General features: G+C 45.6%; 12 protein-coding genes. 6 read left to right on the forward strand and 6 right to left on the reverse strand.

The window, feature by feature from the left end:
• Positions 1-20 precede the first annotated feature (20 nt).
• Both IEY13_RS06445 and IEY13_RS06450 read left to right on the forward strand, forming a co-directional pair.
• Positions 21-587, forward strand: a complete 567-nt coding sequence (locus tag IEY13_RS06445) for an NUDIX hydrolase (protein ID WP_188951109.1) — start codon at positions 21-23, stop codon at positions 585-587.
• Positions 588-750: 163 nt separating this feature from the next.
• Positions 751-1,146, forward strand: a complete 396-nt coding sequence (locus IEY13_RS06450) for a hypothetical protein (protein ID WP_188951110.1) — start codon at positions 751-753, stop codon at positions 1,144-1,146.
• 71 nt (positions 1,147-1,217) lie between these two features.
• Here IEY13_RS06450 and IEY13_RS06455 read toward each other — a convergent pair whose 3' ends face one another.
• Entirely contained in the window at positions 1,218-1,652 is a 435-nt protein-coding gene (locus IEY13_RS06455) for an FKBP-type peptidyl-prolyl cis-trans isomerase (protein WP_116738716.1), read from the reverse strand.
• Between the two features lie 48 nt (positions 1,653-1,700).
• Between IEY13_RS06455 and IEY13_RS06460 the strand changes: the two genes are divergently transcribed.
• Positions 1,701-3,038 (forward strand): exonuclease domain-containing protein, encoded by a 1,338-nt coding sequence (locus IEY13_RS06460; RefSeq protein ID WP_188951111.1) that lies wholly within the window; start codon positions 1,701-1,703, stop codon positions 3,036-3,038.
• A gap of 4 nt (positions 3,039-3,042) precedes the next feature.
• Here IEY13_RS06460 and IEY13_RS06465 read toward each other — a convergent pair whose 3' ends face one another.
• Both IEY13_RS06465 and IEY13_RS06470 read right to left on the reverse strand, forming a co-directional pair.
• Positions 3,043-4,698 (reverse strand): hypothetical protein, encoded by a 1,656-nt coding sequence (locus tag IEY13_RS06465; protein ID WP_188951112.1) that lies wholly within the window; start codon positions 4,696-4,698, stop codon positions 3,043-3,045.
• Between the two features lie 27 nt (positions 4,699-4,725).
• Positions 4,726-7,365 (reverse strand): cation-translocating P-type ATPase, encoded by a 2,640-nt coding sequence (locus tag IEY13_RS06470; RefSeq protein ID WP_188951113.1) that lies wholly within the window; start codon positions 7,363-7,365, stop codon positions 4,726-4,728.
• Between the two features lie 116 nt (positions 7,366-7,481).
• On the opposite strand from IEY13_RS06470, the gene IEY13_RS06475 reads away from it, so the two are divergent.
• Positions 7,482-9,734, forward strand: coding sequence for a Tex family protein (locus tag IEY13_RS06475; protein ID WP_188951114.1), 2,253 nt, complete (start codon positions 7,482-7,484; stop codon positions 9,732-9,734).
• Between the two features lie 725 nt (positions 9,735-10,459).
• On the opposite strand, the gene IEY13_RS06480 is transcribed toward IEY13_RS06475, so the two are convergent.
• Entirely contained in the window at positions 10,460-10,936 is a 477-nt protein-coding gene (locus tag IEY13_RS06480; RefSeq protein WP_188951115.1) for a hypothetical protein, read from the reverse strand.
• A gap of 158 nt (positions 10,937-11,094) precedes the next feature.
• Between IEY13_RS06480 and IEY13_RS06485 the strand changes: the two genes are divergently transcribed.
• Complete coding sequence (locus IEY13_RS06485; RefSeq protein WP_188951116.1) at positions 11,095-11,289, forward strand: hypothetical protein; 195 nt, start codon at positions 11,095-11,097, stop codon at positions 11,287-11,289.
• Between the two features lie 17 nt (positions 11,290-11,306).
• On the forward strand, positions 11,307-11,498 hold the full coding sequence (locus tag IEY13_RS06490; RefSeq protein ID WP_188951117.1) for a response regulator: 192 nt from the start codon (positions 11,307-11,309) through the stop codon (positions 11,496-11,498).
• A gap of 25 nt (positions 11,499-11,523) precedes the next feature.
• Here IEY13_RS06490 and IEY13_RS06495 read toward each other — a convergent pair whose 3' ends face one another.
• Both IEY13_RS06495 and IEY13_RS06500 read right to left on the reverse strand, forming a co-directional pair.
• Complete coding sequence (locus tag IEY13_RS06495) at positions 11,524-12,399, reverse strand: class I SAM-dependent methyltransferase (protein ID WP_188951118.1); 876 nt, start codon at positions 12,397-12,399, stop codon at positions 11,524-11,526.
• A gap of 88 nt (positions 12,400-12,487) precedes the next feature.
• Positions 12,488-14,836, reverse strand: a complete 2,349-nt coding sequence (locus IEY13_RS06500; protein ID WP_188951119.1) for an ABC transporter permease — start codon at positions 14,834-14,836, stop codon at positions 12,488-12,490.
• Positions 14,837-15,192 lie beyond the last annotated feature (356 nt).

The following is a 15,192-nucleotide window of genomic DNA, read 5'->3' on the forward strand; positions in this document are numbered from 1 at the left end:
GAGAAAAAGAAAGAAACTATATGAGCGACACTTCAATGAACTGGAAAACGCTTTCGTCTGACTATCTGTTTAAAGATAACTGGCTTACAGCACGCAGAGACAAATGTGAAACCCCTTCGGGTAAAATTATTGAGCCTTATTATGTACTGGAGTATACCGACTGGGCTACCGCTTTACCTATTACCGAAGATGGAAAGGTGATTATGGTAAAACAATTTCGCCAGGCACTGGGCGAAACCGGTATTGAAATACCCGGCGGCTGTATTGATGATACGGATGCTTCTATTGAAGATGCTATCCGCCGCGAGTTGCTGGAAGAAACCGGTTATGCTTTTGAAACCGTACATTATCTGGGCCGCACTTCTGCCAACCCATCCACTAATTCCAACCTCATGCATATGTTTGTAGCCTTAGGCGGCAAAAAGGTGCAGGAGCAGCATTTAGATGAAAACGAAGAAATTGAAATTCTGGAATATACCTGGGAAGAGTTTCTGCAACTGGTAGAGGAGAAGCGTATTGTACAGTCTATGCACATGACCACTATTTTCTATGCCATGCGCTATCTGGATAAGATTAAATATGTGTAAGCTATAAAAAATCATGCAGCAAAGAAAAGGGGCCGCAACAGCGGCCTTTTTTTATGCTTGTTCAGTGTTTAACCACAGTGCTTTGCCTCTGACCAAAATGAACGGAATTCTATTGGCATTCAGCATCAAAATTGAGCGTGTTTGCTTCTATAATCCGTACAGTATGAAAATTTACACGCCTGTTTGTTGCGTGTTGCTGGCAAGCCTGTGCTTTTCGGTAACCGCCCGTTCTTCTGTGCCCCGGCAGCAGATTATTGAACGCCTAAAAACCCTGCGCAATATTGTTTGCAATTCTTCCTTCTCCGGTCATTATCGAAGTTACCAGGATAGCTGCCATAGTATTATTAATGAGGCTATTGCGCGCATAGATAGTGATGAGGCTGATTATACCTCTTCTAACCTGCAATCTGTAGAAACGCTTATTGAACTTGCCGGGCAAATGCGGTTTTATCGTAGAATAGGCAAGGTTAATATCCTGTGTAATGTTTATAAGCAGCTGGTGTTTACGTTTAAAAATGGACAGGAACAAAGCTGTCTGGCCTGCAACCCAAAAATGTAACAGTTGGGGAAGGTGATAGTATAGAAAAAGGCGTCCCATTATGAGACGCCTTTTCCAATATTGGTAGCTTATTATTTAAAGCTAATCAGCTCCACATCAAAAATCAGGGTGCTGTTGGCACCAATTACCGCGCTTACCTGCCTGTCACCATAAGCCAGGTGTGGCGGAATAAAAAAGCGAAATTTGCTGCCGGTAGGCATTAACTGCAGGCCTTCTGTCCAGCCTTTAATTACCTGGTTTAAACCAAAGCTGATGCTCTGACCTCTCTGTACCGAGCTGTCGAACACCGTACCGTCAATCATAGTACCATGATAATGACAATGTACATTGCTGGTGGCAGATGGTTTAGGACCAGTGCCTTCTGTAAGAATTTCATATTGTAAGCCGCTGGGCAGTGCTACCACACCGGGCCTTTGTTTGTTTTGTTCCAGGAAATCCTGACCTGCTTTCAGGTTTTCTGCTGCTTTTTCTGCTTTCATTTGTGCTAGTTTATCTGCAATACCCATAAAATATAAAAGCGTAAAGTTACATGAAATTTGTAGATTGCCGGTGGTATGTATGCAATTGTGGATATAGAAACGACCGGCAGTCATGCGCAGGATAATGGTATTACCGAAATAGCCATAGTACTGCACGATGGGGAGAAAGTGGAGGGCCGGTTCAGCACCCTGGTAAATCCCCTGGTTCCCATTCCCCCTTATGTGGTAAGCCTTACCGGTATTACCAATGCCATGGTGGCAACAGCTCCGCTGTTTAAAGATGTGGCTGCTAATATTCACCGTTTGCTGGAGGGGCGCATATTTGTAGCCCACAACGTTAATTTCGATTACTCTTTTATACGCTATCATTTACAGGCAGCAGGCCTGTACTGGCAGGCACGTAAGCTGTGTACGCTGCGTTTAAGCCGCGCTGCTTTTCCGGGCATACCCAAATACGGGCTGGGGCATATATGCCGTACGCTGGATATACCGGTTAACGGCCGCCACCGCGCCACCGGCGATGCGGATGCCACTACCATTTTACTGGAAAAAATTATTGAAAAAGGCGGGGAGAAACTGATACGCGATTTTCTGAAAAAAGAAGCCCGCGAGCAGATTCTGCCACCCAACCTGCCGCAGGAGCATGTGAAAAACCTGCCGCAGACCCCAGGCGTTTATTATTTTCACGATAGTAAGGGCAGTGTTATTTATGTAGGTAAAGCCAGGTGCCTGCGCAAGCGGGTAATCAGCCATTTTACAGGGCTGGATACCGGTAAAAAACGCCAGGGCTTTTTACGCGAAATACACAGCATCAGCTTTAAAGAATGCCCTACGGAGTTAACAGCGTCTATACTGGAAAGTGTGGAAATTAAAAGGCTGTGGCCGGTGTACAACGTAAGCCAGAAACATGCGGAAAAGTTGTATGGTATTTATCTGTTTGAAGATGGCAGGGGCTATCTGCGCCTGGCCATTGATAAAAAGCGCAAACTGCTGGAACCCTTAGTGGCGTTTAGTGTGCTGAGCGATGCCAACCGCTACCTGTGGAAGCTGGTGAAGGATTTTGAACTGGATGCAGTGTATTGTTTTCTGGATCGTTCTGTAAAAGAAAGCGCACTTACCGATACGCCGGATGTATACAACGCAAGAGTACAACTGGCCGTATTACGAATGCAGGAGGAAAAGGGCACTTACGCCATTCTGGAAACCTGCGAAATAACCAAAAACATATCCTGTATTCTGATAGAAAAAGGGCGCTTCTTTGGTATGGGCGTATTGCCCGACAAAAGTGCCGCGCAGGAGATTGAACTCATACGTACCCATATGACGCCTTATCCGGAAAACGAAACATTAAAAAGTATGCTCAGAAGCTACTCCGATAAATATCCCGCCCGGGTAAGGCAGCTGGGGTTATAATAAATTAATCATTTTTTACAGTGGCCACAACGCCCGTCATAATGGTTTTCCAAAGCAGGCTAAAGAAAGATTTATCCGGCGCACGCTCAAAATAGGCGTGGCGCGTTTTTAGTGCTTCACCCTTTTTGGGGTTCTCTTTGGTAAACACAAATGTTTTGGCAATAAAGTTGGCCAGGCCCTTCTTTTTCAACTCACCGTCATCATCCTTTTTTAAGATGGTTACATCCAGATCGTTGTAGGCCACTCTTAAATCGCCATTTGCACTGTTGTTGTTGCCTTTCATAAATACATAAAACTGTTTTATGTTGGCTTTTTTTACTTCAAACAACCCTAATGGTACGGTGGCTTTGTTCAGGCTGGTACCATCCATTTTACCCATACTGGCTTCCACGGTAAACAGGCCCTCTTTCAGGTGCGCCATGTCAAACTTCCAGGTGGTTTTCATATCCCCGTCGTTCATAAACTTACAGGTAGCATTTATCTGCATAGTGGGGTTGGCGGCTATTCTTTCTTCCCGGTTGGTAACATTGCTGATGGTTCCGTTTACACCGGTAAATTGTATAGTTCCCATCTGGCCCGATTTGGGGTTAAACTCGCGGTATAATATCTCAAACCGGTGCAGACCTATTTTGTCAATTGCCAGGGGCAACGGAATGCGCCCTACCTGCTGGTGCGGGTAACGGCCTGTTTTATTCTGTCCGCTCGGTGGCAGGGCCTTGTCACTGTATATTTCTACTTCCCCTTTATATATATCCACGCTTTTGGCATTAATACCCTGTTCAGAAAGGGCAGACCACCAGTCTGCCTCTTTCACTACGGCAGAGTCTGCTTTCAGGTCGTAACGGTCTTGCCGGAAACGTAGCTTTTTGCTGAAGGTAGCTTTATCGCCAATGGGTTTTAGCGATACGCCCCAGGCCTGAATAGAATTAGCTACCGTTTCAATCCGTAGCGAGTCTATTTTAAAACGATACAGGTTATTGGCTGTTTTCAGTTCGTACTCTTTCAAAAATATGCTGGCTTCGCGGGCATATAAAAAGCGCGTAGCATCGTTCTGCGTAGTATCGTTAAACAGAATATCGTTGAAGTAAAAAGTAAGGTCTTTTAAATGCACCTCTTTGTTTTTCTGGTCCATATCGTAATAATCTACCGCTACATGCTGCACGGTAGTATGGGCCAGTTTAAACGATTCAATCTGTTTGCTTACGCGCTGGTACAGGGTGGTGGTGGTATCCTTTACGCGGTTATAAGCGCGCTTACGGTGATAGATTTTAATTACCGGTTCTTTCAGATACAGATCCTGCAGGTCAATATGCTTTTTATCCAGTAAGTCCAGCGGTGTAATGCCTTTTATCTGTAAAGCCCCCAGCGATACGCGAAAAATATCGTCCGGTGCCTGCTGCCGTGCATCCAGCTGTTGCAGCCAGGCGCTATCCGGCAGCAGCTGTGCATTTATTACTGTAACTGTGGAATTTATTACATCAATTTCTACTTTGTCCAGCTGTAGCCGATACAAACTATCAGATCCGTTTCTTACCAGTTCTTCCAGTTTGCTTTTAATCAGCGGTTCAAAATCTTTGCTTTTGCGGGTGCTGAGATATATGATAACGCCTGCGGCTATTGCCAGCACGGTTATACCTGCTATCCATAGTACTTTTTTCATGGGTTCGGTTTTCTGTTGTTGAGTAGTTTATACAATCAGGTTCAGCTTTTTCAGTATCCGTATTACCAGAACTGAGCCAATGCTGAAGCCCGATGCCAGAAACCAGTCTAACTGCGTCATACTCTCCACCCGCAACGCGCGCGATAAGGCCGGTACCACCAGGGTAAGCAGGGTAATGCCCAGGCTGCTTAGCATGGCCAGCCACACGTAACGGTTACGGAACACTTCATTGTTAAAAAACGATGCTTTGGCCGAAGCCATGTTTAACACATGCAGCAGCTGACAAAAGATTAAGGTAAAAAAGAAGGTGTTATTGGAAGCGGCACTGGCTTCGCCCTGTAGTTCACCTACCCAGGCGGCACCCAGCGAGGCGGCTGCAATTACGGCAGAATATATCCAGATACTTATCCAGCGGCGTTTATCCAGCAGTGGCTGGCGCGGATCTTTCGGTTTTTTTTTCATCACCTCTGCATTGCCATCGGCCACGCCCAGCGCCAGTGCAGGCAGTACATCGGTAATCAGATTAATAAACAATATCTGCAAAGCAAACAACTGAAAGGGCAGGTTAAATGCGGCACAAACACCTATCACCAGTAGCTCGCTCAGGTTACAGCTTAACAGGAATATTACAAACAGGCGAATGTTATCGAATATAATGCGGCCCTGTTTAACGGCATCTACAATGCTGGAAAATGCATCGTCTTTCAGTATCATATCGGCCACTTCCTGGGTAACCTGTGTGCCGCGTATACCCATGGCAATGCCTATATCAGCTTTCTTCAGGGCAGGGGCGTCATTTACACCATCACCCGTCATGGCTACAATATCATGGTTTTCCTGTAACACACTTACCAGGTCCAGCTTTTGTTTGGGGCTTACCCGTGCAAACACGCTGGCTTTGCGCCAGGTGGTTTTCTGCTCGTTGCTAAGGCCTTCGGTATCGGGCATGTCTTTACCGGTAATTACCTTTTCTTCCTGCTCGCCAATATCCAGCTGGCCGGCAATATTCAGGGCGGTGGCGGGGTGGTCGCCTGTAAGCATCATAATTTGTATGTGCGCATGGTGGCATTCTGCAATGGCTTGTTTTACATCTTCCCGCGGCGGGTCTAAAAAGCCTGCCAGCCCCACAAATACCAGCTCTTCTGCCAGCTGCTGTGGTTCCTGGTCTGTTTCGCGCAGGGCAAAGGCAAGCGGCTTTAAACCCTTAGCGGCCAGTGCTTCTGTATGGTCCAGCCATTTTTTGCGTTCCCCTTCTTCTAAGGGGGCGGGTTGGCCATCCTGTAATATTTGTGTGCAGTGTTCCAGCAGGTTTTCTGTAGCGCCTTTGGCGGTAATGATAAAGCCGCCTTCTTTGCGTTGCAGTGTGCTCATAATTTTCACATCCGAATCAAAAGGCATTTCTTTTACCCGGCTGTACTGCTTGCGCCATTCCTCTGCGTTGGCACCTGCTTTTGCAGCAAACTCCAGCAGACTCACCTCCAGCGGGTCGCCAATGCCTTTGGCGGCTTCTTCTTTAGAAGTATCTACAGATGCGTTATTGCATAGTACGGCTACTTTCAGCAGGCTGTCCCACGCGGCATTGTCCTGCTTTTCCGGTTTGTCCTGTATGGCTATTTCCTCACCAGGCGGCAGGTTTACGGCCGTTACATCCATGCGGTTTTCTGTAAGCGTACCGGTTTTATCGGTACAGATTACGGTTACCGATCCCAGGGTTTCCACGGCGCTTAATTTCTTTACAATTACGTTGCGGCGGGCCATCAGCATCATACCTCTGGCCAGGGCCAGCGTAGCTACAATGGGTAAACCCTCCGGTATAGCGGCTACTGCCAGGGCAATAGAGGTTTCCAGCATTTCCTGCACGGGTACTTTGTTCAGCAGGCCCGCTATGAATATAATGGCTACTATTACCAGGGTAATACCCATCAGCCTTTTGCTAAAGTTGTCCAGCTTTTTCTCCAGCGGGGTGGCGGCCTTTTTAGCGCTTTGTACCATACTGGCAATGGCTCCCAGCTCTGTGTTCATGCCGGTGGTGGTACAAATAAGTCTGGCGTTGCCCTTACGTATAAAAGTACCCTTAAACAGCATGTTGTGCCGTTCTGCCAATGGTACATCGCCCTGCAGGGTATCTGTGTTTTTATCTACGGGTACCGATTCGCCGGTAAGCGCACTTTCATCGGCCTGTAGCTGTGTGGCTTCTGCCAGCCTTCCATCGGCCGGTACCATATCTCCGGCTTCTACCAGCAGTATATCGCCGGGTACAATATCATCGGCGCTAATCTCCTGCACCTTGCCATCGCGCAGTACTCTGGCCTGCTGCTGCGTCATTTTACTCAGCGCTTCCATAGAGCGGGCTGCCTGCCATTCCATAATAAAACCAATGATGGTGTTTACGGCAATTACCACCAATATGGCTACCGCATCGGCATATTCCTTAAAAAAAAACGATAGCCCTGCTGCACCTGCCAACAGGTAAACCACCGGGCTTTTCAACTGATTGAGTAAAATAAGAAACGGGCGCACGCGTGTGCCGGAAGAGGTAACATTCTTACCATGCTTTTCCAGCAATTCAGTAATACGGTCAGCGGCAAGTCCTTTTGCGGTATCTGTACCCAGTTCCCGGGCTACAGCGGTACTTTCTGCGTTGTACACAGGTGTATTTTCGGCCATGCTACAAGTTAAAGGTTAAAAGCAAAAGGTAAAAGTCAAAAAGGGGGCCGCTTTTCAAGTTTTCTTACCAGGCTTTTTAGTTTCCCGCTATATTTGCACCCCTTTAATGACCATCTATGTTAGAATTTGCACAAAGTATAGCCGCTAAGCTGAACCTACGTATACAACAGACTGAGGCTGTGCTTACCCTGTTAGCCGAAGGAGCCACTATACCCTTTATTGCCCGTTACCGGAAAGATAAAACCGGCGCGCTGGATGAGGTTCAGATACAGCAGATACAGGACGAAGCCAAGGCGCTGAAAGAGTTTACAGAACGGAAAGCCACTATTGAAAAATCTATTACCGAGCAGGGTAAAATGACGGAAGCCCTGCAGGCAAAAATTAATAAAGCAGTTACGCTGGCAGAGCTGGAGGATATTTACCTGCCTTACAAACCCAAACGCAAAACCAAAGCACAAACGGCCCGCGAAAACGGATTGGAGCCACTGGCATTGCTGCTGCTGGAGCAAACGGAAGCAGATATAGACAGCGAAGCTGTACAGTTCCTGAACGATAAAGTAGCTTCTGCCGATGACGCTTTACAAGGTGCGCGCGATATTATTGCGGAAATGGTGAACGAAGATGCCGTGGTACGTGCCAAAACCCGTAAGCTGTTTGAAAATACGGCCACCATACAAAGTAAGGTGCTGCCGGAAAAAGAAACAGAAGGCGTGAAGTACAAAGACTATTTCGATTTCTCTGAACCTATTCATAAAGTACCTTCTCACCGTATTCTCGCTATTCTGCGTGGTTTTCTGGAAGGCTTTCTGCGCGTGTCTATTTCACCCGTGGAAGAAGAGGCCATTGAGCCTATTGAAAAGCTGTATGTAAAAGGTATGTCGCCTGCTTCTACGCATATACGTAAAGCGGTTAAAGATTCTTACCGCCGTTTATTGCAGCCGAGCCTGGAATCGGAATTCAGAACCATTCTGAAACAGAAGGGCGATGAAGAAGCCATTACGGTGTTTGCTGAAAACCTGCGCCAGCTGTTATTGGGCTCACCCCTGGGTAGCAAACGCATTCTGGCTATTGACCCCGGTTATCGTACGGGTTGTAAAGTGGTTTGCCTGGATGAAAAAGGCGAACTGCAACACAACGATGTTATTTATATACATGAAAAGAACCGCCTGGCAGATGCGGAATACAAAATAAGAGATCTGGTTGCGCGCTATAACACACAGGTATTTGCCATTGGCGATGGTACCGCCGGCCGCGAAACAGAACAGTTTATTAAACAACTGCAATTGAACCTGCCGGTGTTTCTGGTAAATGAAGATGGCGCATCGGTATACTCTGCTTCTGAAACAGCGCGGGAAGAATTTCCTGATCATGATGTTACCGTACGTGGTTCGGTAAGTATCGGTCGTCGTTTAATGGATCCACTGGCCGAGTTGGTAAAGATTGATCCCAAGAGCATTGGGGTAGGGCAGTACCAGCACGATGTAAACCAATTCCGTTTAAAAGAGCGTCTGGACCAGACCGTGGTAAGCTGCGTAAACGCCGTAGGCGTAAACCTGAACACGGCCAGCAAACACCTGCTTAGTTATGTGAGTGGTATTGGCCCCACACTGGCAGAGAACATTATTAAACACCGCAGCGAAATTGGACGCTTCAGCAGCCGCCAGGAATTGCTGAAAGTGCCCCGCCTGGGTAATAAAGCTTTTGAACAGTGCGCCGGTTTCTTGCGCATTGCGGAAGGCGCTCATATTCTGGATGCCAGTGCCGTACATCCGGAAGCCTATGCTATGGTAGAAAAGATGGCGGCAGACCTCAACACCGATCTGCGTACCCTTATTGGCAACGAAAAGCTGGTTAACAGCATCGACGCTAAAAAGTACATTACCGAACAGTTTGGTGAGCACACTATTAAGGACATTCTGAACGAATTAAAGAAACCCGGGCTGGACCCGCGTAGTGAGCTGGAGCAGTTTGAGTATGCCAGTATTTATAAAATAGAAGATGTAAACGTGGGTATGGTTGTGCCGGGCGTAGTAACCAACATTACCCGCTTTGGTGCATTTGTAGATATAGGTGTAAAACAAGACGGGCTGGTGCACGTAAGCGAAATTTCTCACCAGTTTATTACCGATCCCTCTGAGGCATTAAAACTGAACCAGAAAGTGCAGGTAAAAGTGCTGGAGGTAGATGTTGTACGCAAGCGGATAGCCCTTTCTATTAAGCAAACAGAAGAGGCACCTGCCCGTGGAGCCAGCCGTAAAAGCGGAGGAAACGACAAACCACGCCCCAACGCCGGTAAAAAAGAAGACGATTTAAGCGGTTTGAGCGTAAATGACGCGCTGGCGCAGCTGAAGAAGAAATTTGGCAAATAATCAATTGTATTGCGCTGCGAGGAGGGATTCTGGCCCCCTGTTGTAGTAATTTGTGTAAATATAAAAGGCCTTCCCGGCAAATGGGAAGGCCTTTTTTTCATTTATACATCTTTCTGGTTTGTTCAGAAAAATTTCTAGCTAAGCCAGAAATCTTTCTGAGTTACTGGGAAATGTTTCTGATTAATACAGAAGCGTTTCTGTTTAATTTAGAAAGCTTTCTACATAGATGAGAAATGTTTCTGATTCAGTTGGGAGATTTTCTGGTTAGGTTAGAAAGCTTTTTGGCTCAGGTAGAAAGTTTTCTGGTTTGGTTGGAAAGTTTTCTGATTGAGGTAGAAAGATTTTTGTACCAACTGGAAATGTTTCTGCATATTATAGAAAGGTTTCTGAGAAAGTTGGAAAGTTTTCCTGGTGAATCAGAAAGTTTTCCAGGTGAACCAGAAAGCTTTTCCATTTTGCTGTTGCACTGCTCCACAGATCCGTAACGTACCCTTCAGCGGGGAATTTGCGCTTGCGCAACCGGATATTTAACTACGGGTGATATTGCCTCATGGCCGGAGTATGGTGGCATAGCCTACGCGGTCAGAACGGTATACCAGGATGCATAAATAAAAACAGCAGCTATATTACTTTCAAATACAGCTGCTGTTTACAGGTAAAGATATGTTGCACACAGTTGCAACGGCTCAGGGGAAAGCTACCGTTTAAACCCCGGCAATTGCCATTTACTCAATAATAATATAATTACAACCGGGGCCAATAGGTACATCTTCAATATCCAGATAATCTACAGCCCATTGCCCCTGCGCGCAGCCTACGCGAAAAAAGCGTGGGTCCGCATCAGTTGTGGCGGTGAAAATAACCCAGTATGTACCGGATGGAATAGTGCCAATATATTCTCCCTGTGCGCTTTCAACAGAAAAAAAGTACTGCTGAGCAGGGGAGGTAGTGGCATTGTAAAATTCAATAGTATAAATAGCGGTGCCAGCGGTGGAAGCATAAAGGTCCACATTTACAGGAGTAGTTTCATTGGTGTTATTTTTTACAGACATAGTACTACTGTTGTAAGCGCTGCCTGCTACGGGAAAATGTGGCCGGTATTGGGCCGGTGGCAGTTTGCGTTGAGCGGTTACTGTTTGTGTAATAAGTATTAACACTAATACAATGGCTGCAGACCGCAGCAGACGATACATGAATTTCATAAGCAAACTTTAAGTGGTGAATAGGTGATAGCTGAAAATAAGCAGAAATATCTTATTATCCAAATTTGTACTATGATTGCGTGTGTGTGACTTAATTGAAGCATCTGGAAGTTGTATCTTAGCCAACGGGTTACTTACAACAATGGAAAGCCTGTGAGATGTTTGCAGCAAAGGCGCTGGAGGTTGCTCAAAGATATGTTGATCCGATTGCAATTGTGAATGAGGCAATAGAGCTGCAAAAGACGCTGACGCGTAATGGCAAACTGAGCAAGGCAATGGAGATAGACGCGGTAATAGAAAAAACTTATCCCCAGCCAACCGGCTGCATCTGGTATGCCTGGATATATTTTTAAGGGGCAGCGAAACAGGGATGGATATAGCAGAGCAGTTACAGCAGGGTATTGGCTTTGTGTTTATTTCTGCCAGTACCTATACGTATATTGAGGAATGGGTGCAAACCATGCGGCCGATGGGTTTTATATCCAAACCTTTTCGTGAGCTGGATGCACTGCCGGTAATTGAAGCTGCCATGGCGCAGGTGTTGCAAAATGGCAGCGTATAAGTGGTATCTGACTTTTAATCAGATACTATTTTCTTTTTTGTTTGAAGAAGAAAACCTGGATGTCGGGGGCTGAAGCATTAATAATGGGTTTAAAAAGCTTCAAAAGGCTTGCAACAACCCATGCTTTTACACGCGACACGCTACGGTCTGCTCTTATTCTTTCTTCAATATGTTCAAAATCCAATGTGTCTAGTCTTAAACAAGCTTCATTAGTAAAACCATGCTTACTTAACAGCCTTTGGATATTATCTGAATTAAAATAGTTCATGTGCGGGCTGTGAAAGTTAAACTGCCACATTCTTATTAATGGTTTGCTTACACCAAGCTTATGTAATGCTGTTGCCATCTTGTAAAAAAAGCCTTTGCTTATCGGTAAGTTAATAATAAGAATACCATCTTCATGTAAATCCTTTCTCAAGCTTTCCAGCAGACCATTTATATCAGGAATATGTTCAAATACATCATTAAAAATGATAAAGTCATATCCATTTTCTTTATGCGGACTTACATCGGGATAAAACCCATATAAAACATTCAGGTTTCCCGCTTTGTGATAGGATTCGTAGATGTGTTCCGGCTCAATACCCACACAGTCAAGGCCATTTTGTTTACATGTTTCCAGCCACCATCCGTTACCACAGCCAATTTCCAGGCCGGAGAGTTGTTTGAATTTTTCTTCTGTATGCTTTTTCAGCATTGCAATAATGGCTGAAAAATTTTTTAAACGCAATTGTTTCAGGCCTACGTCCCTTGCATCCGACTCCAGGTCTGATTGAAAGGAATGTTCAAACTTAGCATCTGCGTGTAACAAGTCGCATTTGCCACATTCGTATACACTGTACTTTAATTTATATTTCAATGCAAGCATGTGGTCGCATATCGGGCAAAGCAGTGCGTTCATGGTATGGTGAAATTTCCGGTAAGATAAGAAAGAAAAAAAGATGATGGAGCATCGTATGTGTCAGATGCTATGCTCCTATACACCGCTTTTATTCCGTTCTTAAACTCTTTACCGGATTGGCTATGGCGGCTTTAATAGCCTGAAAGCTTACTATCAGCAACGCAAGTAGCGTTACCATAGCACCCGCTGTGGCAAACAGCCAGCCGGAAAGCTGAATATGATGCTCCATAGACGCCAGCATTTTTTGCATTACAAACCCTGCCAGCGGTACCGTAATAGCAAATGCCAGAAAAACAGGGGAGAGGAAGTCTTTGGAAAGCGACAGCCAGATAGTAGAAGAAGAAGCCCCCAGTATTTTTCGGATGCCTATTTCTTTGGTACGCCTTTCTGCTATAAACATACTCAACGCCAGTAAACCCATACACGATATAATAATGGCCAGTACACCTACCATGCTGGAGAAAGCCCCGCCGGAACGGATGCCGGTAAATTTATTATCGTACATTTCCTCTGTAAATTTGTAAACAAAGGGATAACCGGGAGCTGCCTGTTTAAAAGCCGCCTGAATACCTTCCAGCGTTTGCTGCCTGTTAGCCTGTTTATTTATGCGTACCAGAATATGACTCAGTTTGCCGGTGTCCAGAAAAGCCACCAATGGGGTAGGAGCAGCAAATACATTGTTATACACAAAATCTTTAGCTACACCAATCACCCTATGGCTGCCAATCATTTTACCCACCACCGGTTGCTGCAGGCCCATGCGTTTTACGGCTGCCTGGTTTAGTATACAGGTCAGTGAATCATTACCATAGGCACGGCTGAAGTCGCGGCCATCAAGCATAGCTATGCAGGTTGTTTTTGCCCAATCGTATTGTACATTGGTAGTATATACCGGAAAATCCTGATCGCTTGTTTTGCCGGGCCATAAGAGGCCGTTGGTGCTGGTGTTGATGTTTACGATATTATCGGAAGAGGCAGTTACAGCCTGTACGCCGGGCTGCTGTAACAAGGTGTTGCGAAACAGCTGAAACTTATTGCCTATATCACCCCGTGCCGGTATTTCCACCAGCCCCTGTAACTCATAACCTGCCGGAAACTGCTGCCCAAACTGTACCTGCCTGTAAATAACCAGTGTGGTAATAATAAGGAAGGACGAAATAACAAACTGAAAAGTAACCAGCCCCTTGCGCAGCAACGACCGGCCTTGTTTGGGGGAGGCAGTATCTTTCAGCACTTTCACCGGCTGAAAGCGACTTAGAAAAAAGGCAGGGTAGGCTCCGGAAATAACTGCCGTAACCAATGCCGTTGCCAGCAACGCCACCGGTATTTTCCAGTTACCAAAATCAAGCGTAGCATTTTTGCCGGTAAGGTTGTTAAAGGCGGGTAGCAGCAGTTTGGCTGCGGTAACCGCTGCTATCAGAGACAGAAAGGTTACCAGCACTGCCTCTGTTAAAAACTGCCATACCAGACTTGTTCTGGAGGCACCGGCTGTTTTTCTAATGCCCACTTCTTTAGCCCGGCGTTCGGAACGTGCGGTGCTCAGGTTCATAAAATTAACGCAGGCAATTACCAGCACAAACAAACCCAGTATGCTCATCATCAGCAGCATTTCCATGCGGCCGCCTGCAGGCTTTCCGTTTTTAAATTTGTTATGCATAGCCATTTCTGCCAGCGGATAGGCAAAGAAATCTGCTTTTTTATTATCTGCTCTGGTACGTACCAATGCACTTAATTTGGCATTTACCTGCTGCACATTCGCACTAGGTTGCAGCTGCACCCAGGTATTAATAAAGTTATTATTCCAGCCGGCGAGCGAAGCGCTGTTCTCTTTTTCAAATAGTGTAAAGGGCAGCACAGCACTGAAGGTATAACTGCTGTTAGAGGGAATATCTTTAATAACCGCGCCCACAGCAATGCTGTGTTGATTATTCCAGGTAACAATTTTGCCTATGGGGTTTTCTCCGTCAAATAATTTTTTCGCTGTTTTTTCGGTAAGTATTATAGTATTAGGAGTATTCAAAGCCACAACAGCATTGCCTGCAATGGCGGGAAAAGTCATAATGCGAAAATAATCCGGCTCTGCATATATAGTTTCTTCATAAATAGCCTTATCCATATAAGCAATCAGTTGCTGGCCCGTATTGGTTACCCGCGCAGCATATTTCACCTCCGGTACTTCACTACGCACTGCTGCAGCTAATGGGCCCGAAACAGACTTTACGGTATAAATATCGCCTCCCTGTTCCATGTTTTGCATAATGCCATATATATGAGGCAGGTTTTTATGAAACTTATCATAACTCAGTTCATCAGCCACCCAGGCCATAATAATAAACGCCACCGCCAGGCCAATGCCCAACCCGAGTATATTTACCAGCGAAACAAATCTGTTTCTTACAAGATTGCGCCATGCTATTTTAAAGTAGTTGCTAAGCATAGTGTTGAAGTGGTTTATAGCTGAAAGGCAATAAAAGATGTGCCGGTTTGTAAGCGGCTGATTGCTAGCTGTTTGTTTAGCTTTTACTATAGGTGTTGTGCGGTTTTGATACAATGGGTGTATGGTATTATTATTTAACGTCGTTGAAGGCTTCCCGATGGTTTTGCGGCAGATAAAGGAATCGGTGGTTTTTTGCATATTGATTCCCAATGTATTAAATATTTGAGGCAAACCACATCCCAAACTTAATACATTCAAACACCAATTACGGCTCAATTCTCCGTACTTTCACCACGTTTCAACGGCCCCTGAACTTTTAAAAAATGTGATTTTGCGGCCCTGTATTAAGTTAATTC

Origin of the sequence: Filimonas zeae (assembly GCF_014641615.1) — a bacterium.
Lineage (GTDB): Bacteria > Bacteroidota > Bacteroidia > Chitinophagales > Chitinophagaceae > Filimonas > Filimonas zeae.

What these genes read in the sequence shown, in the direction of transcription:
- IEY13_RS06485 (WP_188951116.1), top strand. Translation starts at nt 11,095, where the DNA reads ATGTTTGCAGCAAAGGCGCTGGAGGTTGCTCAAAGATATGTTGATCCG.
- IEY13_RS06475 (WP_188951114.1), top strand. Translation starts at nt 7,482, where the DNA reads ATGTTAGAATTTGCACAAAGTATAGCCGCTAAGCTGAACCTACGTATA.
- IEY13_RS06495 (WP_188951118.1), bottom strand. Translation starts at nt 12,399, where the DNA reads ATGAACGCACTGCTTTGCCCGATATGCGACCACATGCTTGCATTGAAA.
- IEY13_RS06445 (WP_188951109.1), top strand. Translation starts at nt 21, where the DNA reads ATGAGCGACACTTCAATGAACTGGAAAACGCTTTCGTCTGACTATCTG.
- IEY13_RS06480 (WP_188951115.1), bottom strand. Translation starts at nt 10,936, where the DNA reads ATGAAATTCATGTATCGTCTGCTGCGGTCTGCAGCCATTGTATTAGTG.
- IEY13_RS06460 (WP_188951111.1), top strand. Translation starts at nt 1,701, where the DNA reads ATGTATGCAATTGTGGATATAGAAACGACCGGCAGTCATGCGCAGGAT.
- IEY13_RS06470 (WP_188951113.1), bottom strand. Translation starts at nt 7,365, where the DNA reads ATGGCCGAAAATACACCTGTGTACAACGCAGAAAGTACCGCTGTAGCC.
- IEY13_RS06455 (WP_116738716.1), bottom strand. Translation starts at nt 1,652, where the DNA reads ATGGGTATTGCAGATAAACTAGCACAAATGAAAGCAGAAAAAGCAGCA.
- IEY13_RS06465 (WP_188951112.1), bottom strand. Translation starts at nt 4,698, where the DNA reads ATGAAAAAAGTACTATGGATAGCAGGTATAACCGTGCTGGCAATAGCC.
- IEY13_RS06490 (WP_188951117.1), top strand. Translation starts at nt 11,307, where the DNA reads ATGGATATAGCAGAGCAGTTACAGCAGGGTATTGGCTTTGTGTTTATT.
- IEY13_RS06500 (WP_188951119.1), bottom strand. Translation starts at nt 14,836, where the DNA reads ATGCTTAGCAACTACTTTAAAATAGCATGGCGCAATCTTGTAAGAAAC.
- IEY13_RS06450 (WP_188951110.1), top strand. Translation starts at nt 751, where the DNA reads ATGAAAATTTACACGCCTGTTTGTTGCGTGTTGCTGGCAAGCCTGTGC.